Origin of the sequence: Pseudomonas sp. RW407 (assembly GCF_003176655.1) — a bacterium.
Taxonomy (GTDB): Bacteria; Pseudomonadota; Gammaproteobacteria; order Pseudomonadales; family Pseudomonadaceae; genus Pseudomonas; species Pseudomonas delhiensis.
In genome coordinates, this window is record NZ_QGSL01000106.1 from 1,394,655 (window position 1) to 1,415,887 (window position 21,233).

General features: G+C 61.6%; 24 protein-coding genes and 1 tRNA gene. 8 read left to right on the forward strand and 17 right to left on the reverse strand.

Annotated elements, in window-relative coordinates; all coding sequences use genetic code 11:
• Positions 1-5 precede the first annotated feature (5 nt).
• The gene (locus DK254_RS22985) at positions 6-362 is read left to right on the forward strand and encodes a hypothetical protein (RefSeq protein ID WP_109935624.1); all 357 of its coding nucleotides are present in this window, start codon (positions 6-8) and stop codon (positions 360-362) included.
• Entirely contained in the window at positions 359-1,882 is a 1,524-nt protein-coding gene (locus DK254_RS22990) for a conjugal transfer protein TraG N-terminal domain-containing protein (protein WP_109935625.1), read from the forward strand. The genes DK254_RS22985 and DK254_RS22990 overlap by 4 nt, the downstream gene beginning before the upstream one ends.
• A gap of 61 nt (positions 1,883-1,943) precedes the next feature.
• On the opposite strand, the gene DK254_RS22995 is transcribed toward DK254_RS22990, so the two are convergent.
• Positions 1,944-2,294 (reverse strand): hypothetical protein, encoded by a 351-nt coding sequence (locus DK254_RS22995; protein WP_109935626.1) that lies wholly within the window; start codon positions 2,292-2,294, stop codon positions 1,944-1,946.
• Between the two features lie 115 nt (positions 2,295-2,409).
• Here DK254_RS22995 and DK254_RS23000 point away from each other — a divergent pair, with 115 nt between their 5' ends.
• The 5 genes from DK254_RS23000 (at position 2,410) to xerC (ending at position 7,587) form a co-directional block, all read left to right on the forward strand.
• Positions 2,410-2,691, forward strand: a complete 282-nt coding sequence (locus DK254_RS23000) for a type II toxin-antitoxin system ParD family antitoxin (RefSeq protein ID WP_109935627.1) — start codon at positions 2,410-2,412, stop codon at positions 2,689-2,691.
• On the forward strand, positions 2,688-3,053 hold the full coding sequence (locus DK254_RS23005; RefSeq protein ID WP_109935628.1) for a type II toxin-antitoxin system RelE/ParE family toxin: 366 nt from the start codon (positions 2,688-2,690) through the stop codon (positions 3,051-3,053). The genes DK254_RS23000 and DK254_RS23005 overlap by 4 nt, the downstream gene beginning before the upstream one ends.
• 159 nt (positions 3,054-3,212) lie before the next feature.
• On the forward strand, positions 3,213-4,322 hold the full coding sequence (locus tag DK254_RS23010) for a YiiX/YebB-like N1pC/P60 family cysteine hydrolase (RefSeq protein WP_109935629.1): 1,110 nt from the start codon (positions 3,213-3,215) through the stop codon (positions 4,320-4,322).
• A 116-nt stretch (positions 4,323-4,438) separates the two neighbouring features.
• Positions 4,439-6,334 carry a MobH family relaxase gene (gene mobH / locus DK254_RS23015; protein ID WP_177412087.1) on the forward strand — a complete coding sequence of 632 codons (1,896 nt, stop codon included), beginning with the start codon at positions 4,439-4,441 and terminating at the stop codon, positions 6,332-6,334.
• Positions 6,331-7,587, forward strand: coding sequence for a tyrosine recombinase XerC (gene xerC / locus DK254_RS23020; protein WP_109935631.1), 1,257 nt, complete (start codon positions 6,331-6,333; stop codon positions 7,585-7,587). Before mobH ends, xerC begins: the two co-directional genes overlap by 4 nt.
• Before the next feature lie 346 nt (positions 7,588-7,933).
• Here the strand turns inward: xerC and DK254_RS23025 are convergent.
• The 16 genes from DK254_RS23025 to DK254_RS23100 form a co-directional block, all read right to left on the reverse strand.
• Positions 7,934-8,009, reverse strand: a tRNA-Lys gene (locus DK254_RS23025).
• 59 nt (positions 8,010-8,068) lie between these two features.
• Entirely contained in the window at positions 8,069-8,743 is a 675-nt protein-coding gene (queC, locus tag DK254_RS23030; RefSeq protein ID WP_109935632.1) for a 7-cyano-7-deazaguanine synthase QueC, read from the reverse strand.
• Positions 8,744-8,767: 24 nt separating this feature from the next.
• Entirely contained in the window at positions 8,768-9,415 is a 648-nt protein-coding gene (gene queE / locus DK254_RS23035; RefSeq protein ID WP_089394032.1) for a 7-carboxy-7-deazaguanine synthase QueE, read from the reverse strand.
• A 444-nt stretch (positions 9,416-9,859) separates the two neighbouring features.
• The gene (gene ybgF / locus DK254_RS23040; protein ID WP_109935634.1) at positions 9,860-10,684 is read right to left on the reverse strand and encodes a tol-pal system protein YbgF; all 825 of its coding nucleotides are present in this window, start codon (positions 10,682-10,684) and stop codon (positions 9,860-9,862) included.
• Between the two features lie 6 nt (positions 10,685-10,690).
• A complete protein-coding gene (gene pal, locus DK254_RS23045; RefSeq protein ID WP_009616943.1) occupies positions 10,691-11,197 on the reverse strand; it encodes a peptidoglycan-associated lipoprotein Pal in 507 nt (168 codons plus the stop codon).
• A gap of 52 nt (positions 11,198-11,249) precedes the next feature.
• On the reverse strand, positions 11,250-12,494 hold the full coding sequence (tolB, locus tag DK254_RS23050) for a Tol-Pal system beta propeller repeat protein TolB (RefSeq protein WP_218281440.1): 1,245 nt from the start codon (positions 12,492-12,494) through the stop codon (positions 11,250-11,252).
• A 53-nt stretch (positions 12,495-12,547) separates the two neighbouring features.
• Positions 12,548-13,597, reverse strand: coding sequence for a cell envelope integrity protein TolA (gene tolA / locus DK254_RS23055; RefSeq protein ID WP_177412088.1), 1,050 nt, complete (start codon positions 13,595-13,597; stop codon positions 12,548-12,550).
• The gene (gene tolR, locus DK254_RS23060; protein ID WP_089394036.1) at positions 13,597-14,061 is read right to left on the reverse strand and encodes a protein TolR; all 465 of its coding nucleotides are present in this window, start codon (positions 14,059-14,061) and stop codon (positions 13,597-13,599) included. The genes tolA and tolR overlap by 1 nt, the downstream gene beginning before the upstream one ends.
• An 18-nt stretch (positions 14,062-14,079) precedes the next feature.
• Positions 14,080-14,775: a protein TolQ gene (tolQ, locus tag DK254_RS23065; protein WP_109935637.1), complete on the reverse strand. Its 696-nt coding sequence runs from the start codon at positions 14,773-14,775 to the stop codon at positions 14,080-14,082.
• A gap of 1 nt (position 14,776) precedes the next feature.
• A complete protein-coding gene (gene ybgC, locus DK254_RS23070) occupies positions 14,777-15,223 on the reverse strand; it encodes a tol-pal system-associated acyl-CoA thioesterase (protein WP_074981475.1) in 447 nt (148 codons plus the stop codon).
• Positions 15,224-15,275: 52 nt separating this feature from the next.
• Positions 15,276-16,340 (reverse strand): Holliday junction branch migration DNA helicase RuvB, encoded by a 1,065-nt coding sequence (gene ruvB, locus DK254_RS23075; RefSeq protein WP_109935638.1) that lies wholly within the window; start codon positions 16,338-16,340, stop codon positions 15,276-15,278.
• Positions 16,341-16,343: 3 nt separating this feature from the next.
• Complete coding sequence (gene ruvA, locus DK254_RS23080) at positions 16,344-16,949, reverse strand: Holliday junction branch migration protein RuvA (protein WP_043267535.1); 606 nt, start codon at positions 16,947-16,949, stop codon at positions 16,344-16,346.
• A 26-nt stretch (positions 16,950-16,975) separates the two neighbouring features.
• Positions 16,976-17,500, reverse strand: coding sequence for a crossover junction endodeoxyribonuclease RuvC (gene ruvC / locus DK254_RS23085; protein ID WP_109935639.1), 525 nt, complete (start codon positions 17,498-17,500; stop codon positions 16,976-16,978).
• 84 nt (positions 17,501-17,584) lie between these two features.
• Positions 17,585-18,331 carry a YebC/PmpR family DNA-binding transcriptional regulator gene (locus DK254_RS23090; protein ID WP_009616929.1) on the reverse strand — a complete coding sequence of 249 codons (747 nt, stop codon included), beginning with the start codon at positions 18,329-18,331 and terminating at the stop codon, positions 17,585-17,587.
• A gap of 65 nt (positions 18,332-18,396) precedes the next feature.
• Positions 18,397-20,175 (reverse strand): aspartate--tRNA ligase, encoded by a 1,779-nt coding sequence (gene aspS / locus DK254_RS23095; RefSeq protein ID WP_109935640.1) that lies wholly within the window; start codon positions 20,173-20,175, stop codon positions 18,397-18,399.
• 43 nt (positions 20,176-20,218) lie between these two features.
• The gene (locus tag DK254_RS23100) at positions 20,219-20,482 is read right to left on the reverse strand and encodes an FmdB family zinc ribbon protein (protein WP_109935641.1); all 264 of its coding nucleotides are present in this window, start codon (positions 20,480-20,482) and stop codon (positions 20,219-20,221) included.
• A 217-nt stretch (positions 20,483-20,699) separates the two neighbouring features.
• Between DK254_RS23100 and DK254_RS23105 the strand changes: the two genes are divergently transcribed.
• Complete coding sequence (locus tag DK254_RS23105; RefSeq protein WP_109935642.1) at positions 20,700-21,170, forward strand: Dps family protein; 471 nt, start codon at positions 20,700-20,702, stop codon at positions 21,168-21,170.
• The last annotated feature ends 63 nt before the right edge of the window (positions 21,171-21,233 follow it).

The window sequence follows — 21,233 nt, forward strand, 5'->3', positions numbered from 1 at the left end:
GCCTGATGGACCAGCAAATCACCAAGAAAACCGGCCTGCTCAAGGGCCTGGTCATAGGCTTGGCCTTAACCCTGGGCCTCATCCTGGTGAGCATCGTGATCAGCATGATCGTGATCAATCACCTTGGCGGTCTAGAACAGTGGCTGAACTGGAGAGAGGACAATTACCTGTGGCTGCTGGTGTGGAGGATCTGCCTCTACCTTATTCTCGCCACCTTCTGGCTGAAGCTGAAGGCCCGTATGCCTCCTCTTGAGCCGGGCCCCACCAAAAGTCGCATGCTGCGCATCGAGCTCCTGGTCGCGCTGCTGGCCGTGGTCATCGAGCTCGTCAAAGCCCCGGTGAACTGGGGGGCGCTGCTATGACCCTCTACACCAATGACTACCTCGAGTATTACCTCACCCTGGTTGGCTGGATCATCAGCAACGGCATCTGGAACATGATCTCGGACACCGGGCTGTTCGCCCTCCCCTTCCTGATCATCATCGCCAGGGAATGGCTGAAAGTCCGCCAGGAAGGTGCCGACGAAGGTAACAAGGGTGTCCTGTCCCTCGCCCGCATCGAAACTCAGATCTACGTCGGTTACGTGGTGGTGTGCCTCGGCGGGATACCTACGGTCTCCGTGGGGCTGGACACCATCCAGTTCGACCAGGAGCGAGCTCAGCAATGCCAGGTCACCTTGCCGAAACCAGCCGACACCGGCTGGAACACCACGTTCAGCTCGATCGCTGGGAAGAGCGCTGAGCTACCGATCTGGTGGGCCTTCATGCATGCCCTCTCCAAGGGTTTCACTAATGGCGCTATTGCAGCCATTCCTTGCGGTACGGACCTTCGCCAGATGCGTATGGATGTCGACTCGACACGGATCAACAACCCTCTACTCGCCCAGGAGGTAAGCGATTTCACGCACGACTGCTTCGGTCCCTCGCGTGCCAGGCTGTTCATGCGGCAGCCGGACCTCGGATCCATGGCTGAGGATAAGAAAGCACTCCAGGACCTCAACTGGATCGGCTCGCACTACTTCCTCAACAATTCGGGGTACTACGACACCGACTACTCGAAGACGCCTAGGACCGCATGGCCTTACGACGCCCAGCGGGACGCTGGAATGCCCGAAGTCACCGGCGGCGGGGGCTATCCGAAGTGCAAGCAGTGGTGGTCGGACAGCGGCATTGGCCTAAGGGATCGCCTGAAAGCGCAGGTCGATCCGGATCTGCTGACACAGTTTCTTGGATGGGCAAAGTGGCTGTCACAGGACGAGGTCACGGACTCGCTGATTCGACAGCTGGTGTCGCCTACCCACCAAGTCAACGGTGACGTCTATACCGACTACGGTGGCCAAGTCGGCGGCACACTTTGGAATGGACTTTCACGTGCAGGCGGAACATTGGGTATAGCAGTCGGCTCGCTGGCTTACTTTCCTGGGATGGACATGGTACGCCAGGCGCTACCAATGGTGATGGCCTTCTTGAAGATGGCCCTGGTGATTAGCATCCCTATAGTTCTAGTAATTGGCTCATATCAGCTACAGGTCGCCATGACTGTAACGGTAATTTTCTTTGCAATGATATTCGTAGACTTCTGGTTTCAACTTGCCAGATGGCTCGACAGCACCATTATTGATGCAATGTATGGCTCTGGTTCCCCCCATCTTTCGCTCGACCCAGTAATGGGGATAAACACGGCAACTCAAGATGCCATCTTGAACTTTGTCATGGGTGCGATGTTTCTCATACTCCCTGCTTTCTGGATAGCAGCAATTGGCTGGGCGGGAGTGAAAGCCGGCGGGGCATTAGACGGCTTGGCAAGTGCAACTAGGGACGTTAAGAAATCGGGAGAGAATGCGGGCGGAATTGCTCAGGACGGGATTAAATCTTTTAAATAAAGGGGGCGGAAGGTAACCAGCCCTGGAGGCTAGGCCAGAGTCTTCTCTCTAGGGCTAGATATCATTCATCACTGCTGTGCAGATACTCGCCATCGACGTGCCCCCAGCTATCCAGCTCACGACCAAAGACGTCGCGTCCGTAAGGGGCGTCTTTATCCTCCGAAAAGACACCTTTAAGGACGCCAGCATCCCCCTTAACCAGGGCATACAGAGCAAGACTCAGACATCCAACAGTCAACAACGCGCTGAGGATCCAGCTGAAGGAGTTGGCCAGCACGAACAACAGAGCCGCTGCGAACAACCCCCGCTTCACCCAGCGAAGTACGACGTTGCGATCGCTCAGGAAGAACCGTAGGGTGCGTCCAACACCGAAGCCAAGGTGGCTGGCAAATCCTTTGGTCACTGCAGTCATGGTCGATCTCCTCGACTTCGGGAAGGCACCTTGATATTAAATATACGCTGATTTTTGCGTTTTTGCCAACCTAATGGCATAAAATGCCATACACAATCCCAGCCCGGAGAAAACCATGGCCACCCACAACGTCGTCCTGCCACAGCCTATGGAGAAATCGATAGATGACCTCGTGAGCGAAGGCCGCTACCAGAATTTCAGCGAGGTCGTGCGTGCTGGCCTACGTCTGCTCCTCGAGCGCGAGGCGGAAGAGTCAGCCAAGCTCGTTGCTCTCCGTAACGCAACATCGAGCGGCATCATGCAACTCGAGACAGGTCAGTTCGTTGAAATTGCCTCCGAAGCACAACTTGAGGAATACCTGGAAGAGTTGGGCCAGCTGGCGAGCTCCAAACAGTGAGCGCCCCCAAGTTCCGCCTATCCCTTGATGCACAGGCCGACCTCATCGATATCCTTCGCTTCACCCAGGTGAAGTTTGGAGAAGCCGCGCGCCGTTGTTACCAGGGGCTGCTACGGGCTGCCTTCGTGACGGTATCAGCAGAGCCCGAAAGGATCGGGAGTATCGCCCGGGAGCAATTGGAGCCTGGCCTGCGCAGTCTACACCTGCTCTACTGCCGCTCCGAAGCTCCAAACGGCCGCGTAGACCGGCCCCGCCATGTCGTTTTCTACAGGCTAGGCAACGACCAGGTCATCGAGATTGTCCGCATCCTTCACGATGCCATGGAGGTTGAAAGACACCTGCAGCAGGTCCCCACAAGCTAAATAGCCCAAATGGCGAAATGGGTTGGAATGGATAATAGAATGGATCACAAGGGTAAAAGTCTTACCCGAAAGGGCCGCATCAAGCGGAAAGGGCGTAACAAGCTCTATCTATTACAACCTAGACCGCAGATCACCACTTTCAACCTATCAGGATAAAGAATGACAACCTCAAAATTCATAATAGAAAGATCCCTACTTGAAAAAGGAGATATAATTTTAACCGGGAACAAAACAGTATCCAGTCTAGGTGTAAGAGCCGCGACATTGAGCAGATATTCTCACGCTGCCATTTATGTAGGAGGAACCACGATTGAAGCTACACTTGAGGGAGTATTCTCTCTCAATCCACAGCGAATGCTATTTGACAGAGCAACCGACGCGGCAGTTCTTAGATCAAGAACTACCTTAAGCGAAGAACAAATTAAAATGGTTTGCTCCTTTGCGCAATCAAAAGTTGGAAGTTTATACGCACTAAATGAGGCCATCACCATAAGAGCACGCTCACTCCTTAGGGTAGACGAAACCAACCGCCAGTTCTGCTCGCGCCTTGTCGCCAACTCCTATGCCCATATTGGGTTCGATTTTATAAATTTACGAAACCCTGCATACTGCACTCCAAGACAGCTCGGCCTATGTAAAGCCTTTAGGAAGGTTGATGGAATTACTCGACAGGCAACTGTCGCCGAAATTGCATTCGCCGAAACCCCGGACCCGAATAGAGAAAACCTGCGCCAGACTTTTGAATGGCTAAACAAAGTGCGAGCCCTAGTAAAGACGAAGCCCGACCTAGTAAGAAAAATTGACATTCAAACAATACAGGATGTCGGCACATTCCTCATGGAGCACCCAGAATACGACAGCGAAATCTCCGACTACGTCGAGAAAAGCGGATACTTAGACTTTTACAACACTGACACCTTATACAACCCATACCGATACAACAAAGAATACTTTCTACTCCAGCTAAGACATATAGCAAACAAAGAGCAATTTTTAACTGACGAAATCAGCAAAGAAGACAGATTAGTCGAAAGGTACTGCGGCATGCTCCAAGATTACATTGATAAATATAAAATAAAAAAACTAAACTTCTTCAAAATAAACATAAGACTATATATAAACTTAATTACCGGAATCCATGTTCGAACAGATGTTCTTTCGCATGTATTTTCTGAATTAGGCTATCACACATCTGCAAACGAACTTCACACCCTGGCTAATGTTCTATTAAAAGTAATACAGGAAGGCGAGAGCGCACTGAAGGTCTAAATCAATGATGTCATTTTGCTCCAAAATCCTAGCCTATCGGGTTAAAGGTTTTTAGTAGATAGCACTGCTCCGTTTAGAGGAAAACGCCGCTCCATGCACTCGCCCTGGAGCTCCGCATGTCCCTCCTCGCATGGCTCAGTCGGAAACCCACTAAGCCACCATCAGAAGCCTCTCTACGAGGCTTCCACCTACCCGCGCGCGCCACAGACCTCTTGAGCCTGCCGCACCGGCAGCAGCTACTGGAGAACATCTGGCGCCGCGCTTCGCTGTCACGCCAGCAGTACGACGCCCTCTACCGACAACCGCTCGAGCGCTTCGCCGAGCTGGTCCAGCTGCTCCCTGCCTCGGAAAACCATCACCATGCCCACCTTGGCGGCCTGCTGGATCATGGACTGGAGATCGTGGCGTACGCCCTGAAGATCAGGCAGACCTACTTGCTCCCAATCGGCGCACCGCCGGAATCTCAGTCTGCCCAGGCAGAAGCCTGGTCTGCCGCCGCGGCTTATGGGGCGTTGATCCACGACCTAGGGAAGATCGCCGTCGACGTGATAGTTGAGCTGCAGGGTGGCGGCACCTGGCATCCATGGCACGGACCGATCACCAAGCCCTACCGATTCCGCTATGTGAGAGGGCGTGAGTACCAGTTGCATGGAGCTGCTTCAGCGCTCATCTACGCGCAGATCCTCGACAAGGACATTCTGGACTGGCTCAGTGGGTTTCCAGAACTGTGGAAGTCCCTGATCTACCTACTCGCCGGCCAGTATGAGAACGCCGGCATCCTGGGAGAAATCGTCGTGAAGGCTGACTCAGCCTCCGTTGCCCAGGAACTTGGCGGCAACCCCGACCGGGCGCTCGCAGCACCCAAACAGTCGCTGCAGCGGCAGCTCGCCGAAGGACTGCGCTTCCTGGTACGCGAGAAATTCAAGCTGAACCATCCCGATGGCCCTGCAGATGGATGGTTGGCCCAGGACGCCTTGTGGTTGGTCAGCAAACCCGCAGCAGACCAGCTCCGAGCGTATCTGCTGGCCCAGGGCATCGAGGGCATCCCCAGCTCGAATGCACCGTTCTTCAACATGCTCCAGGACCAAGCAGTCATCCAGACCAATCCGCAGGACAAGGCAATCTGGAAGGCTACCGTCGATAACGGTCGGGGCTGGAAGAACACCTTCACCATGCTCAAGATCGCGCCGGCATTGATCTGGCCGGATGCGAAGGAGCGACCTGATACGTATGTGGGAAACCTTTCTGTCGAGCTCGAGAACAACGTCACCCAGCCAGCTGAGGAAACTGTCTGCAGAGTCCCCGATGAACCAGTAGACGCCCCCAGCGAAGCCGCCAGTCCAGGCGACGCGTCACATCCGGCGGCGGCCCGCCGGAGAACAGTTCAGCCGGCGCCGACGGCAACGTCAAATATCCGACCGTCCGATGTGGACGAATTATTGTCACTTCTTGGTAATATCACCGCGCCATCAGAAGAGCTAGACAATAGCCCCGGCCGGACGGCCGCTCCAACCACGCCAGTGGAGGGCCAGGAGCAGGCTCAAGACTCTTCCGAGACCCCAGTTGGGTCTCCTGCACCAGAAGAAATGACTACGATGCCTACCAGTAGCCACTCACTGGGACAGGGATTCGTTGCCTGGCTGAAAGCAGGAATCGCCTCCCACCGAATCATCATCAACGACGCCAGGGCCCTTGTTCATACGGCTGACGGCACCGCAATGCTGGTCACTCCCGGCATTTTCAAACGGTACGTTCAAGAGCACCCTGAACTTGAGAAGCAAGCCACCTCTCAAGACGTGAAATCCTGGCAGTTGGTTCAGCGAGCGTTTGAGAAAGAGAAGTTGCACCGGAAAACAGCCAAGAGCCTGAATATCTGGACGTTCGTCGTAGCCGGCCCCCGCAAGACCAAACAGCTGCGCGGGTACCTCATGCGCGATCCCAAGACTCTCTTCAACGAGGTGCCGTTCGACAATCCGAGCCTGGCTCTGCTTCAGGAGGGCGACCAGCAATGACGCCCCTCGAGCTGGTTGAGGCATACACAGACGATCACGACCTGCGTGACGCAAGCACCAAGATTTACAAGGCAGCGATGAACGCCTTGAAGCGTCACTTTGGTGAGGAAATCGACGTTGGTGCGATTGAACGTCGCCAGATTCTGGCCTGGAGAAAACTGGTCCTTGCAGACGGCCTTTCGAAGCGCAGCTGGAACACGTATTCCAACCACCTCCGTACGGTCTGGGGTTATGCGATTGAGCACGGGATACTGCCCAAGACGCTACCCAATCCCTTCAAGAAGACAACAGTCGTCGCCCCCAGGAGGCCGAGCAAGATCGTCGCCAGCGAGGCAATTCATCAAGCCCGGCGCTGGCTGATGAGCCTGGTGGATGAAGAGCACTGCACAGGTGAGCGAAGCAAGATCACGCCAGCGTGGTTCTGGCTGGCCACTTTCGAGGTTTTCTACTACACCGGGATCCGCCTAAACGCCCTTCTGTGCATACGCCTGAAGGACGTGGACTGGGACAGAAAGCTCATTCTGATCCGCGGGGAAACTGAAAAGACGCACCGTGAATACTTCGTCCCCATAATGGAGGGACTGGAGCCACACATTCGAGCCATTCTGGACGCTGCAGAACGCTGCGGCTTTGCGCCGACGGACCAGTTATTCAATGTGAACCGCTTCTCCAATCACTACAGGAGAGCGGAAATGAACTCTGACCAGGTTGAGGCCATGTACAAGAAGCTGATTGCGAAGCTTGGTGTACGCATGACGCCTCACCGCTTCAGGCACACGCTAGCATCCGACCTGATGAAGCAGCCTGAGCGAAATATTCACCTGACCAAGAGCCTGCTGAACCACTCGAATATCGCCACCACCATGGGGTACATCGAGGCTGACTACGATCACATGCGGGAAGTCCTGCATGAGCGCAGCCTTCTACAGGGCGCCCTACTGCTGGTCAGGCGCGCGGACGAAACCGGCGCACCAGGAACTAACAAGCACCAGGTGCAAGAGCTGGCCGCGACAGAGCCGTTACGGCTCGAACATGGTCCAGGCGCTCCGGTGGATCCAGCTACCCAGGAGTTGGCAGCCGCGCTGCTGCAGCTGCAGTTCGACCGAGCAGGGACGGAGCCATCCTTGCCGCCCGAGGAGTTGTTCACGCCCAGCTTGCTCTTCACCATCATGTCGAGCACTGCTACAACGCCCTATTCTCGAACTGGATCAGGAGGAAGCTCTACGCGATTCGCGGCAAGAGCCTCGCCATAGCTCAGTGAACCGATGAATGGCGAATCGCCATCACTAACGGTCACTCGCATCCCACCTCATAGGAAAATCTGACGCAGATTCTGGTGCTTGAATTATGGCGCCAGGCCTTTGGCTGCGCGGATTTCGCCCGATCAGACCGCCTGCGGCAATGCCGCGCAGGCGGAGCTGTCTCACACCCAAATAGCTGATTTCACTGGCCCGGAAACGAAAAAGCCCGCCTTAGAAGGCGGGCTATTTCATATTGACATCACAGGGGAGCGAGCCTAAGGTTCGCTCCAGACGGCTGCAAGACTAGAAATCTGGCTGGCAAGCCCCCCTTCCTAGTACCGCACAACCGCTGCGAAAGTGGTGGGTCGTGTAGGATTCGAACCTACGACCAATTGGTTAAAAGCCAACTGCTCTACCGACTGAGCTAACGACCCAACGCGAGGCGTATAATACTGATTTCTAACGCAAAAACAACACCCTTACGAAAAATTTTTCAGAAATATCTCGTAGGGTCGGAAATCCCCGCCGAGGCGAAGCCTTCCGAACGCAGGCGGCAGCTGTCGCACTTGCCGCAGGCGCGGCCTTCGCCGTCCGCCTGGTAGCAGCTAACGGTCAGCGCGTAGTCCACGCCACGGGCCACGCCAGCCTGGATGATCTGTGCCTTGGAAAGGAACTGCAGCGGCGCCTGGATGCGGAAGCCGTCGCCCTCGACACCGGCCTTGGTGGCCAGGTTGGCCATGCGCTCGAAGGCCTCGACGAACTCGGGGCGGCAGTCCGGGTAGCCGGAATAGTCCACGGCGTTGACGCCGATGAAGATGTCCCGCGCACCGAGCACCTCGGCCCAGCCCAGGGCCAGGGAAAGGAACACGGTGTTGCGCGCCGGCACGTAGGTGACCGGGATGCCCTCGCTGGGCGCCTCGGGCACGGCGATGCTGCTGTCGGTCAGCGCCGAGCCACCGATGCCGTTGAGGTTGAGGCCGATGACCTTGTGTTCCACCACACCCAGCTGGCGGGCGACGCGCTCGGCAGCCTGGAGTTCGGCGCGGTGACGCTGGCCATAGTCGAAGCTCATGCTGTAGCAGGCATAGCCCTCGGCCTTGGCCATGGCCACCACGGTGGCGGAGTCGAGCCCGCCGGAGAGCAGGATGACGGCTTTCTTCTGAGTCATGTGATTACCCTTCCCGTCCGCGTCTCAGCGACCCGGTTCGTCGTTCCAGAGGAGCTTGTGCAGTTGCATCTGGAAGCGCACCGGCAGGTTGTCGGCGACTATCCAGTCGGCCAGCTCGCGCGGCGCCAGCTGGTGGTGGCTCGGCGAGAACAGCACTTCGCCGGCACGCTCGTCGAGGCGGTACTCGATCAGCTTGGAGACCGCCCAGTCGTAATCCTCGCGGGAGCAGAGGACGAACTTGACCTGGTCGTTGCCGGTGAGCTGGGCGATGTTCTCGTAGCGGTTGCGGCGCACCTCGCCGGAGCCCGGGGTCTTCAGGTCGAGCACACGGCTGACGCGGCGGTCGGTGGCGGAGATGTCCAGCGCGCCGCTGGTTTCCAGCGACACCGCATAGCCGGCATCGCACAGGCGCTGCAGCAGCGGCAGGCAGTTGGGCTGCGCCAGCGGTTCGCCGCCGGTGACGCAGACGTGGCGCGGCCGGTAGCCGGCGACGGTTTCGAGGATGCTGTCCAGGCTGCGGATCTCGCCGCCACTGAAGGCGTAGGCGGAGTCGCAATACTGGCAGCGCAGGGGGCAGCCGGTCAGGCGCACGAACACGGTCGGCAGTCCGACGGTGCGCGCTTCCCCCTGCAACGAGTAGAAGATCTCGGTGATTCGCAGGGTCTGTTGCATATCAGCCACGGGCGTGACGGCTGTACAGGCCATCCGCCTCCGTTGCGGTGTAATGAGCGAACGCGACAGGCGTCCGGGAACCCCGGGCGGGCAGACATCAGCCGAGCTGAAACCGCTCCGCGGCTCCGGGTGGCGGCGATTCTAGCGAAAAAACCGGCGCCCGGCGCGGAATGTTGTTCATTCGGGCGATGGTGGGGTTCAACGCAATCGCGGACGGAGTCCGCTCCTACAGTTCCAGGGAGGCTCGCTCCTGGCCGGTGACGTAGGAGCGGGCCCTGCCCGCGATTCGCGAGCAGGGCGCGCTCCTACAAGGGGATGACGTGGGTGGGGCGGCGTAGGGTCCGCGATCGGATTTACCGGCCACGCCGGACATCCCGGTAGCAATGAAAAACGCCGTTTCCCCCTGCTGGAAGAAACGGCGTTTTCAGATGAGCGACAAGAGGCTTACTTGAGGCTCTTCAGGTCACGCTGGGCCAGTTGCGCGGCGGAGCTGCCCGGGTACTGGGCGACCACCTGCTGGAGGATGCCGCGGGCCTTGTCGTTGTTGCCCAGGCGGCGTTCCACGTCGGCCAGCTTGTACAGCGAGTCCGGCACCTTGGGGCTGCTCGGGTAGGCCTGGCTGACCTTGGCGAAGGCCTGGCCGGCGCCCTGCAGGTCGCCCTTGGCCAGGTTCACCTCGCCGAGCCAGTACTGGGCGTTGCCGGCGTACTGGCTGCCGGGGTACTTGCGCAGGAAGGCGCCGAAGGCCTGGCTGGCCTTGTCGAAGTCCTTGGCCTTGATCAGGTCGAAAGCCGCGTCGTAGTAGAGCTTCTCTTTCGCCGGATCGCCCGGCTCGCTGCTCGCGGGCTGGGCCTGTTGCTGCTGGGCGGCTGCGGCGCCGGCCGCTGCGCCCGCACCGGCGGCGCTGCCGTCGGTGGAGGAGTTCTGTGCCGCCGGAGCGGAGGAAAGGCGACGGTCGAGGTCCTGGTAACGCTCGAGGCTTTCCTGCTTCAGCTGCTGGATCTGGTTCTGCTGCTCTTCGAGGGTGCCGCGCAGGCGGGCGATCTCGTCCTGCATCTGCTGCAGTTGCAGGAACAGCTGGGCTTGCCCGGAGACGGGAGCGGCCGCAGCCGCCCCGCCACCGGCATAAGCACCATCAGTGCCTGCGGTGCCGTACCCCGCGGGCGGCGCGCTGGCGTAGCCGCCATCGTTACCATCCACCACCGGAACCGCGGCCGCCGCCATCAGCGGCAGGCCGCAGACCATCAAGGTCAGAAATCGCAGGCGCATAGGGTCTTACTTCTTCAGCTCGACGCGACGGTTCTGAGCCCAGGACTGTTCGTCGTGGCCGGTGGCAACCGGACGCTCTTTACCGTAGGAAACCAGCTCCAGCTGAGCCGGGGAAACACCCTGCAGCACCAGGTAGCGCTGAACGGCCTTGGCGCGACGCTCGCCCAGAGCCATGTTGTACTCGCGGGTGCCGCGCTCGTCGGTGTGGCCTTCCAGGACAACGTGCTGGCCGCTGCCTTTGAGGTCTTTGGCGTGTACGTCCAGAGCGCGCATGGCTTCCGGCTTCAGGTCGGAGCTGTCGTACTCGAAGTAGAAGGTGGTGATCGCACGCAGGGCGGCTTCGTCGCTCAGGCTGCCGTCAACGGCACCGCTGTTGGCGCCGTAGCCAGCGTTCGGGTCAACGCCGCCATTGGCGCCTTCACCAGTAGCATCGCCTTTCTTGGACGAGCAACCTACGGCTACGGCCATGGCGAGGGCGATAACGGCAAATTTGCCGAATTTCAGCATTTCCATCATGTAACTCCTAATGAACCCCAGTGTATAAGTTTGAAACAGTTGGCAACCGTCAGTTCAGGTAAGGGGACCAGGAAGGCTCGCGCACGTCGCCCTGAGCGGTGGGTAGCGGTAACCGAACACGTCCGTTGATGCTGGTCAGCATCAACACGCCCCGGTCCTGCTGGCGGGACGCGTATATTATCATCGTGCCATTTGGCGCGACAGTGGGCGAGTCGTTAAGGGTTGTGTTCGAAAGTACCCGCAGATTGCCGCGTTGCAGGTCCTGGGCGGCGATCTGGAAGTTGGTGAAACCTTCCTGGCGGTGGACCATCACCAGGGTCTTCTCGTCGGCCGAGAGTTTCGGGTTGGCGTTGTAGTTGCCGGTGAAGGTCACGCGGTCGGTAGCGCCGCTGTTGACGTTCATCTTGTAGATCTGCGGCTTGCCGCCACGGTCCGAGGTGAAGTACAGGGTCGAGCCGTCCTTGCCCCAGAAGGGTTCGGTGTCGATGGCCGCGTTGTTGGTCAGGCGGCGCAGCTGGCGCGAGCCCAGGTCCATCAGGTAGATCTCCGGGTTGCCGTCGCGCGACAGCACCAGGGCCAGGCGGTTGCCGTCCGGGGAGAACGCCGGGGCGCCGTTGAGGCCCTCGAAGTTGGTCAGTTGCTCGCGGCGGCCGGTGTCGACGTACTGCATGAAGATGCGCGGGCGCTTCTGCTCGAAGGACACGTAGGCGATGCGGCGGCCGTCCGGCGAGAAGCGCGGCGAGAGGATCGGCTCGCGCGACTGCAGCAGGGTCACCGGGCGCGCGCCGTCGTAGTCGGAGCGCTGCAGGGTGAAGCGGGTGTTGTCGGCGGAGAAGCGCTCGGCGGTCACGTAGAGCAGCTTGGTGGAGAAGGCGCCCTTGATGCCGGTGAGCTTCTCGAACGACTGGTCGGCGATGAAGTGCGACATGTCGCGCAGCTGCTCGACGCTGCCGCCGACGCTGCCGGTGACGATCTGCTGCTGGGTGGCGACGTTGAACAGGCCGTACTGCACCTGCAGGCGGCCGCCGGCCGGGGTGATGTTGCCGATCAGCACGTATTGCGCGCCGAGGGCCTGCCAGTCGCGGTAGATCACCTCGCTGGCCTGGGCCGGCAGGCTGATCATATTCTGCCGCGGGATCGGCTCGAAGTAGCCGGAGTTACGCAGGTCGTTGCCGATGATGTTGGCCATGTCGTCGGGCAGGACGTTGCCACCCTGCCAGCCGAAGGGCACCACGGCGATCGGCACGGCCCGGTCGGCCCCGCTGGTCACCAGAATGTTCTTCTCATCTGCCATCGCTACGCCTGCCACGCAGAGCAGGGCGACGAGCAATCCTCTGAAAATCTTGATCACAGCGTGAGGTCCTCAGGCGTGAAGGTCATCTTGAAGGAACGGTAGGGATTGAAGTCCTTGGGACTCAGGCCCTGCATTTCAGTAATGCGACCGACGTTCCTCACGGCGTTCACCGCGGAATTGTCGAACGCCTTGTCGCCGCTGGAGCGGACGACGGTCGCATTGGTGATGGTGCCATCGGGCAGCATGCTGATCTGCACGGTAACACTCATGCCGTTGCGGGCCGATGGCGGACGCGACCAGCCCTCGGATACCCGGGAGCGGATCAGGTCGTCGAAGTTGCCTGCCACCTCGTTGCCCTGTTCGTCGGCCAGGGCCTGCTGGCGCTGCGTGTCGTCGGACAGCAGTTCGGCCAGGGCCTGGGCCTTCTTGTCTTCCTGAGCCTTCTTCGCCGCAGCCTGGGCAGCGGCCTTCTTCTTCGCGGCGTCGGCGGCAGCCTTCTTCTTGGCGTCCTCCGCGGCGGCGAGTTTCTTGGCCTGCTCCTCGGCTTTCTTCCTGGCCTCTTCGGCGGCCTTCTTCTTGGCCTCCTCCGCGGCTTGTTTCTTGGCTTCTTCCTCGGCTTGCTTCTTGGCCTCTTCCTCGGCCTTCTTCTTGGCGATGTCGGCCTGCTGCTTCTGCGCAGCGGCCTTGGCCTCGGCCGCCTTCTTGGCGGCGTCTGCGGCCTTCTTCGCCTCGGCTGCCTTGGCTGTTTCCGCAGCTTTCTCGGCATCCGCAGCCTTTCGAGCCTCATCGGCTTTCTTTTGTTCCGCAGCTTTCGCCGCGGCTACGGCTTCCTGCTCGACCTTCTTTTGCTCCAGCTGTTCCTGTTCGTACTGCTTGGCAGAGGTCTTCTTCGCCTCCCCGGCGATCTTCTGGTTGGTCTGCTGCGTGGCCTGGCTCTTGGATTTGAGCTGGTAGAGCGTAGCCTGGACGATCGGACGCGCAGGCGGCAGCTCGGGCGTCATGGCCCAGCTGACGAAGAGCATCGCGAAAATCAGGACGTGCAGCGCTACCGCCAGTACGACCGGCCAGAAGTAGCTTTCCGATGGGGAGTGTTCGCGTTGCATCAAGTTCCGGGCGCCTCGGTAATCAGCCCGACGTTACCTACGCCGGCCTTCTGCAATCCGCCCATGACAGCCATGACGGAACCGTAGTCGACAGCCTTGTCGCCACGCACGAAGACCTGCACTTTCTTACCCTGACTGCTGTTCTGGGCCAGGATGGCGGTTGCCGCGCTGACCAGTTGGTCCAGCGCCACCGCGGTCTGACTGCCCTTGCCCTGGTCGGGGTCGACTTCCGAACCCATGTTCCAGTAATAGGTCTTGTCGGCCTTGATCGAAATGGTCAGCACCCGCGAGTCGTTGTCCTGCGGGAGCACTTCGCTGGAGACCTTGGGCAGGTCGACCTTGACGCCCTGGTTCAGCATCGGTGCGGTCACCATGAAAATGACCAGCAGTACCAGCATCACGTCGATGTATGGCACCACGTTCATTTCAGCGACCGGCTTGCGTTTATGACGGACCCTTGCCATGTCGGCTCACCTCTCTGGTCAATCGTCGCTGGCGTGGACTTTGCGGTGCAGGATGGCCTGGAACTCGTCGGCGAAGGTGTAGTAGCGGCCGATCAGCATTTCCGAGCGCGCGGCGAAGCGGTTGTAGGCGATGACTGCGGGGATCGCGGCGAACAGGCCGATGGCGGTGGCGACCAGGGCCTCGGCGATGCCGGGGGCGACGGTGGCCAGGGTGGCCTGCTGCACGGCGGCCAGGCCGCGGAAGGAGTTCATGATGCCCCAGACGGTGCCGAACAGGCCGATGTACGGACTGGTGGAGCCGACGGTGGCGAGGAACGGCAGGCTGGTTTCCAGCTTCTCTTCCTCACGGGAGATGGCCACGCGCATGGAACGGGCCACGCCTTCCATCACCGCGTCCGGGTCGACGCCGGACTGCTGGCGCAGGCGCGAGAACTCCTTGAAGCCGGCACGGAAGATCTGCTCCACGCCCGAGTCCGGGTCGGGGTTGCTGCCGGCCTGGCGGTACAGCTTGGACAGGTCGATGCCCGACCAGAAGCGTTCTTCGAAGCCATCCAGGGCTTTCTTGGCCGAGCGCATCATGTTGCTGCGCTGGAAGATCATGATCCAAGAAGTGACCGAGGCGGCCACCAGGGTGAGCATGACCAGCTGCACCACGATACTGGCGTTGCTGATCAGGCTCCACATGGAGGTATGGTCGACGACGTTCGGTTCCACGTTATTCTCCTGCTGAAAGGGTGTCCGGAGTGCCGGCAAATGCCGCACGCAACACTTCGGGGATGGCGCGGGGCCTGAGGTTGTCAGCCCGTACGCACGCCACCAGGAAGCGGCCTTCGCATAGCAAGGCCGAATCCGACGCTCGACGAACCTGTTGACGGAAACGCAGGCTCGCGCGGTTCAACTCCTCGACCTCGGCGCTGACGACCAGCTCGTCGTCCAGACGGGCCGGCGCGTGGTAGCGCGCTTCGGCCGAATGAACGACGAAAAGCAGGTTCTCACCTGCCAGCTGGGATTGGGCGAAGCCCAGAGCCCGCAGCCGCTCGGTGCGAGCCCGCTCCATGAACTTGAGGTAGTTGACGTAGTAGACGATGCCGCCCGCATCGGTGTCCTCGTAATAGACCCGGAATCGATGCTCGAACGGCTGACCCCCGTGTTGCGCGCGCATACTCTAGAACCAAGTTGGGGCTTTGCCAATCGGCAATCAGCCACAAATGCAATTAATTACCATCTTCAGACGAGAAAAGATCCGGCATCGCATCCTCCCCCATCCGCTTCGGCAGTTTCAGACCGAAATGCAGGTAGGCATGCCGGGTGACGACCCGTCCCCGCGGCGTGCGCATGATATAGCCTTGCTGGATCAAATAGGGCTCCAGCACGTCCTCGATCGTATGTTTTTCTTCGCCGATGGCCGCGGCGATGTTGTCCAGCCCCACCGGCCCGCCGTCGAACTTGTCGATCATGGTCAGCAGTAGACGCCGGTCCTGGTGGTCGAAGCCACGCTCGTCGACGTCCAGCAGGTTCAGCGCCTTGTCCGCCACCTCGCTGCTGATCGCGCCGCTGGCGCGCACCTCGGCGAAATCGCGCACGCGGCGCAGCAGGCGGTTGGCGATGCGCGGCGTGCCACGGGCGCGGCGGGCGATCTCGAAGGCCCCGGCCGGGTCCATGTCCAGGCCGAGGATGCCGGCCGAACGGGCGACGATGGTCGCCAGGTCGTCGACGCTGTAGAACTCCAGGCGCTGGACGATGCCGAAGCGGTCGCGCAGCGGGTTGGTCAGCATGCCGGCGCGGGTGGTGGCGCCGACCAGGGTGAAGGGCGGCAGGTCGAGCTTGATGGAGCGCGCCGCCGGCCCTTCGCCGATCATGATGTCGAGCTGGAAGTCTTCCATCGCCGGGTACAGCACTTCTTCGACGATGGGCGAGAGGCGGTGGATCTCGTCGACGAAGAGCACGTCGCCCGGCTCGAGGTTGGTCAGCAGCGCTGCCAGGTCGCCGGGGCGCTCCAGCACCGGGCCGGAGGTGCTCTTGATGGCCACGCCCATCTCCTGGGCGATGATGTTCGCCAGGGTGGTCTTGCCCAGGCCCGGCGGGCCGAAGATCAGCGTGTGGTCCAGGGCCTCCTTGCGGCCGCGGGCGGCGCTGATGAACAGCTCCATCTGCTCGCGCACGCTGGGCTGGCCGATGTAGTCGGACAGGCTCAGCGGACGGATGGCGCGGTCCAGCTGTTCCTCGCGCTCGCGAGGGCCGGCGGTGGCGGCCGAAATCAGGCGATCGGTCTCGATCATGGATCAGACCATGCCCTTGAGCGAGCGGCGGATGAGTTCTTCGCTGGACAAATCTTTTTCCTCCACGGCGGCCACGGCGCGGCTCGCCTCCTGGGGCTTGAAGCCTAGCGCGATCAGCGCGCTGACGGCATCCGCCTCGGCGCTTGAGACTGTTGCGGCCAGTTTCGGTTCCGTCACCAGGGGGGCGATGGTCGGCATGTTCTCCCAGGCCTTGAAGCGGTCCTTGAGCTCCACCAGCAGGCGCTCGGCGGTCTTCTTGCCGACCCCGGGGATCTTCACCAGGGTGGAAGTATCCTGCGCCTGCACGCAACGCACCAGCTCATCCACTTCCAGGCCCGACATCAGGGCCAGCGCCAGCTTGGGGCCGACGCCGTTGAGCCGGATCAGCTCGCGGAACAGCTCGCGCTCGCGCTTCTCGGCGAAGCCGTAGAGCAGGTGGGCGTCCTCGCGCACCACCAGGTGCGTGTGCAGGGTCACCGGCTCGCCGAGGGCGGGCAGGCGATAAAGGGTGGTCATCGGCACTTCCAGCTCGTAGCCGATGCCGTTGACGTCGAGGATCAGGTGCGGCGGCTGCTTTTCCGCCAGGGTGCCACGCAGGCGTCCAATCACGGCTCAGGGTCCTTGCAGGTTGTCGGTTACAGGCGCAGGCGCCCGCCGCGACGGCGCGCCGTCGTCAGGCCATGGGGCACCAGGCTCTGCCGGGTGTGGGCGTGGCACAGGGCGATGGCCAGGGCGTCGGAGGCGTCGATCTGCGGCTTCTGCGTCAGCTTCAGCAGGTGCATGACCATCATCTGGACCTGCAGCTTGTCGGCCCCGCCGGTACCGGCGATGGCCTGCTTGACCTGGCTGGCGGTGTATTCGGCGATCTCCAGCCCCTCCTCCGCCGCCGCCACTATGGCCGCGCCGCGGGCCTGGCCGAGCTTGAGCGCGGAGTCGGCGTTGCGCGCCATGAACACCTGCTCGATGCCCATCATGGTCGGGTGGTAGGTCTGGATGACCTCGCGCACGCCGCGGAAGACGATCTGCAGGCGCTCATGCAGGGAGCCGCTGCCGGTGCGGATGCAGCCGGAGGCGACGTATTCGCAGCCGCGGCCGGTGTCCCTCACCACGCCGAAGCCAGTGATGCGCGAACCGGGGTCGATGCCTAGGATCAGGGTCATATGCCGGAAACCAGAAGCAGGAAGCCGGAGCGGTCGAATCCGACGGCTCCGGCTTCCGGCCCGAGGCCCCTGTCGGGGATGGCGTCAGCCAAGCTGCGCCATCACCTCTTCGGGGATGTCCGCGTTGGAGTAGACGTTCTGCACGTCGTCCAGGTCCTCGAGCATGTCGATCAGCTTGAGCACCTTCTGCGCGGTCTCCAGGTCCAGGGTAGCGGTGGTCGAGGGGATCATCGAGATCTCCGCTTCCTCGCCCTTGAAGCCGGCGGCGGTCAGCGCCTCGTTCACCGCGATGAAGTCGGCGAAGCTGGTGAAGACGTCGATGGAGCCGTCGTCGTTGGTCACCACGTCGTCGGCGCCGGCCTCCAGGGCCGCTTCCATCAGGGCATCCTCGTCGACGCCGGGGGCGAAGCTGATCTGCCCCTTGCGGTCGAACATGTAGGCCACCGAGCCATCGGTGCCGAGGTTGCCGCCGCACTTGCTGAAGGCATGGCGCACTTCCGCCGCGGTGCGGTTGCGGTTGTCGGTCATGGCCTCGACGATGATCGCCACGCCGCTGGGCGCGTAACCTTCGTAGGTCAGCTCCTCCATGTTGTCCGCGTCGTTGGAACCCGCGCCACGGGCGATCGCGCGGTCGATGGTGTCGCGGGTCATGTTGGCGGTCAGCGCCTTGTCCACGGCCAGGCGCAGACGCGGGTTGTCAGCCGGGTTGCCGCCGCCCTGCTTGGCGGCGACCGTCAGTTCGCGGATCAGCTTGGTGAAGATCTTCCCGCGCTTGGCGTCCTGACGCTCCTTGCGGTGCTTGATGTTGGCCCATTTGGAATGACCAGCCATAACTCACTCCGTCTAGCTTGTTGCGGCGGCGGCGCAGGGGTTGCGCCGCCGCGGTTCGTCTGGAATTACTCGGCGGCCTTCTGCTGCTCGCGCAGGCGGATGTGCAGCTCGCGCAGGGCCTTGCCGTCCACGGTGCCCGGCGCCTGGGTCATGACGTCGCCGGCGCTCTGGGTCTTCGGGAAGGCGATCACTTCGCGGATCGACGCGGCGCCGGTCATCAGCATCACCAGGCGGTCCAGGCCGAAGGCCAGGCCACCGTGGGGCGGCGCGCCGTACTTGAGGGCGTCCAGGAGGAAGCCGAACTTCTCTTCCTGCTCGGCATCGTCGATGCCCAGCACGCGGAACACCGCCTGCTGCATGCCCTTGTCGTGGATACGGATGGAGCCGCCGCCCAACTCGGTGCCGTTGAGCACCATGTCGTAGGCGCGGGACAGCGCGCTGGCCGGGTTGGCCTCCAGCTCTTGCGGGCTGCACTTGGGCGAGGTGAACGGGTGGTGCAGCGAGGTCAGGCTGCCGTCGTCGTTCTCTTCGAACATCGGGAAGTCCACGACCCACATCGGCGCCCACTCCTTGGTGAGCAGCTTGAGGTCATGGCCGACCTTGATGCGCAGGGCGCCCAGGGCGTCGCAGACGACTTTCGCCTTGTCGGCGCCGAAGAACACGATGTCGCCATCCACGGCGCCGACGCGATCGAGGATCACGTTCAGGTTGGCCTCGGGGATGAACTTGACGATCGGCGACTGCAGGCCCTCGACGCCCTTGGCGCGCTCGTTGACCTTGATGTAGGCCAGGCCCTTGGCGCCGTAGATGCCGACGAACTTGGTGTAGTCGTCGATCTGGCTGCGCGGCATGGCGGCGGCGCCCGGCACGCGCAGGGCGGCGACGCGGCCCTTGGGATCTTTGGCCGGGCCGGAGAAGACCTTGAACTCCACGTCCTTCAGCTGGTCGGCGACGTCCACCAGCTCCAGCGGGATGCGCAGGTCCGGCTTGTCCGAACCGTAGCGGCGCATGGCCTCTTCGAAGGGCATGTGCGGGAATTCGTCGAACTCGACGTCCAGCACTTCCTTGAACAGCTGGCGCACCATCTTCTCGGTGATGGCGATGATGTCGCTCTCGTCGAGGAAGCTGGTCTCGATGTCGATCTGGGTGAATTCCGGCTGGCGGTCGGCGCGCAGGTCCTCGTCGCGGAAGCACTTGGCGATCTGGTAGTAGCGGTCGAAGCCGGCCACCATCAGCAGCTGCTTGAACAGCTGGGGCGACTGCGGCAGGGCGAAGAAGTGGCCCGGGTAGGTGCGGCTGGGCACCAGGTAGTCGCGCGCACCCTCGGGGGTCGGGCGGCCGAGGATCGGCGTCTCGACGTCGAGGAAGCCGTTGTCGTCCAGGTAGCGGCGGATGCTGCTGGTGATGCGCGCACGCAGCTTCAGCTTGGCGGCCATTTCCGGGCGGCGCAGGTCGATGAAGCGGTAGCGCAGGCGGGTTTCCTCGCCCACATCGGAATATTCGTCCAGCGGGAACGGCGGCGTCTCAGCCTGGTTCAGCACTTCCAGCTCGTAGCCCAGCACCTCGATGGCGCCGGAGGCCATGTTCGCGTTGACCGCGCCGGACGGACGCGGACGCACCTTGCCGGTGATCTTCACCACGTACTCGCTGCGCACGCGGTCGGCCTTGGCGAAGGTTTCCGCGCGATCGGGGTCGAACACCACCTGGGCCAGGCCTTCGCGGTCACGGATGTCGAGGAAGATCACCCCGCCGTGGTCGCGGCGGCGGTGCACCCAACCGCAAAGCGTGACTTCCTGGCCGTCCAGGCTCTCGTTCAATTGGCCGCAATAGTGGCTGCGCATCATGGTGTGTTTCGCTTCTCGCAAGTCTTGGATTCGAGGGAACCGCTCATTCGCCGGCGGCACAGGCGCCCGAGCCGCAGCCCGTGGCGGGGCAGGCGGACTCGGCGGACGCCAGGTTCTTCTTCGCGCCGGTCTTGAAGTCGGTTTCGTACCAGCCGCCGCCGCTCAGGCGGAAACCGGGGACGGAGACCATCTTCTTCAATTCCGGGGCCTGGCAGGCCGGGCAATCGACCAGCGGCGCATCGCTGAGCTTCCGCATGGCTTCCAGCTGATGGCCGCAGGAACGGCACTGGTATTCGTAAATCGGCATCGGGACACCTTGGCTGCTATCTGGCCGCGGGCCCGCATCCCGCGGCAAAGGCGCGGATTATAGCCTGAAAAAACCATGACTTGCAGCCGCCCTCCGGCGGCGGCCGCGTCGCAGCCCCTGATAGAAATCGACTATCGGATGCTTTGATTCAAACCAGGATGGGCGCACCCGCGTGCGTGATAGCCTGACCTGGAATTTTCACCAAGAGGAAGACGCCATGGAAATCGACATCGGCATCGCCGAACAGGACCGCGCCGCCATCGCCGAAGGGCTCTCGCGCCTGCTGGCCGATACCTACACCCTCTACCTGAAGACCCACAACTTCCACTGGAACGTCACCGGGCCGATGTTCAACACCCTGCACCTTATGTTCGAGGGGCAGTACACCGAGCTGGCCCTGGCGGTGGACAGCATCGCCGAGCGCATCCGCGCCCTCGGTTTCCCGGCGCCGGGCACCTACGCCGCCTACGCCCGCCTTTCCTCTATAAAGGAAGAGCAGGACGTGCCGGACGCCCAGGAAATGATCCGCCTGCTGGTCCAGGGCCAGGAAGCCGTGGTGCGTACCGCGCGCAGCATCTTCCCGCTGGCCGACCAGGCATCCGACGAACCCACCGCCGACCTGCTGACGCAACGCATGCAGGTCCACGAGAAGACCGCCTGGATGCTGCGCAGCCTGCTTGCCCACTGAAACCACCCCACCGAGCCCGGCATCACGCCGGGCTCACCTCCCCCGCCCAAGGCGCTAAGCGGT

Bases quoted from the DNA above. Each gene is read 5' to 3' on its own strand.
- DK254_RS22985 (WP_109935624.1), top strand. From the start codon at position 6: ATGGACCAGCAAATCACCAAGAAAACCGGCCTGCTCAAGGGCCTGGTC.
- DK254_RS22990 (WP_109935625.1), top strand. From the start codon at position 359: ATGACCCTCTACACCAATGACTACCTCGAGTATTACCTCACCCTGGTT.
- DK254_RS22995 (WP_109935626.1), bottom strand. From the start codon at position 2,294: ATGACTGCAGTGACCAAAGGATTTGCCAGCCACCTTGGCTTCGGTGTT.
- DK254_RS23000 (WP_109935627.1), top strand. From the start codon at position 2,410: ATGGCCACCCACAACGTCGTCCTGCCACAGCCTATGGAGAAATCGATA.
- DK254_RS23010 (WP_109935629.1), top strand. From the start codon at position 3,213: ATGACAACCTCAAAATTCATAATAGAAAGATCCCTACTTGAAAAAGGA.
- mobH (WP_177412087.1), top strand. From the start codon at position 4,439: ATGTCCCTCCTCGCATGGCTCAGTCGGAAACCCACTAAGCCACCATCA.
- xerC (WP_109935631.1), top strand. From the start codon at position 6,331: ATGACGCCCCTCGAGCTGGTTGAGGCATACACAGACGATCACGACCTG.
- queC (WP_109935632.1), bottom strand. From the start codon at position 8,743: ATGACTCAGAAGAAAGCCGTCATCCTGCTCTCCGGCGGGCTCGACTCC.
- queE (WP_089394032.1), bottom strand. From the start codon at position 9,415: ATGCAACAGACCCTGCGAATCACCGAGATCTTCTACTCGTTGCAGGGG.
- ybgF (WP_109935634.1), bottom strand. From the start codon at position 10,684: ATGCGCCTGCGATTTCTGACCTTGATGGTCTGCGGCCTGCCGCTGATG.
- pal (WP_009616943.1), bottom strand. From the start codon at position 11,197: ATGGAAATGCTGAAATTCGGCAAATTTGCCGTTATCGCCCTCGCCATG.
- tolB (WP_218281440.1), bottom strand. From the start codon at position 12,494: ATGGCAGATGAGAAGAACATTCTGGTGACCAGCGGGGCCGACCGGGCC.
- tolA (WP_177412088.1), bottom strand. From the start codon at position 13,597: ATGCAACGCGAACACTCCCCATCGGAAAGCTACTTCTGGCCGGTCGTA.
- tolR (WP_089394036.1), bottom strand. From the start codon at position 14,061: ATGGCAAGGGTCCGTCATAAACGCAAGCCGGTCGCTGAAATGAACGTG.
- ybgC (WP_074981475.1), bottom strand. From the start codon at position 15,223: ATGCGCGCGCAACACGGGGGTCAGCCGTTCGAGCATCGATTCCGGGTC.
- ruvB (WP_109935638.1), bottom strand. From the start codon at position 16,340: ATGATCGAGACCGATCGCCTGATTTCGGCCGCCACCGCCGGCCCTCGC.
- ruvC (WP_109935639.1), bottom strand. From the start codon at position 17,500: ATGACCCTGATCCTAGGCATCGACCCCGGTTCGCGCATCACTGGCTTC.
- DK254_RS23090 (WP_009616929.1), bottom strand. From the start codon at position 18,331: ATGGCTGGTCATTCCAAATGGGCCAACATCAAGCACCGCAAGGAGCGT.
- aspS (WP_109935640.1), bottom strand. From the start codon at position 20,175: ATGATGCGCAGCCACTATTGCGGCCAATTGAACGAGAGCCTGGACGGC.
- DK254_RS23100 (WP_109935641.1), bottom strand. From the start codon at position 20,482: ATGCCGATTTACGAATACCAGTGCCGTTCCTGCGGCCATCAGCTGGAA.
- DK254_RS23105 (WP_109935642.1), top strand. From the start codon at position 20,700: ATGGAAATCGACATCGGCATCGCCGAACAGGACCGCGCCGCCATCGCC.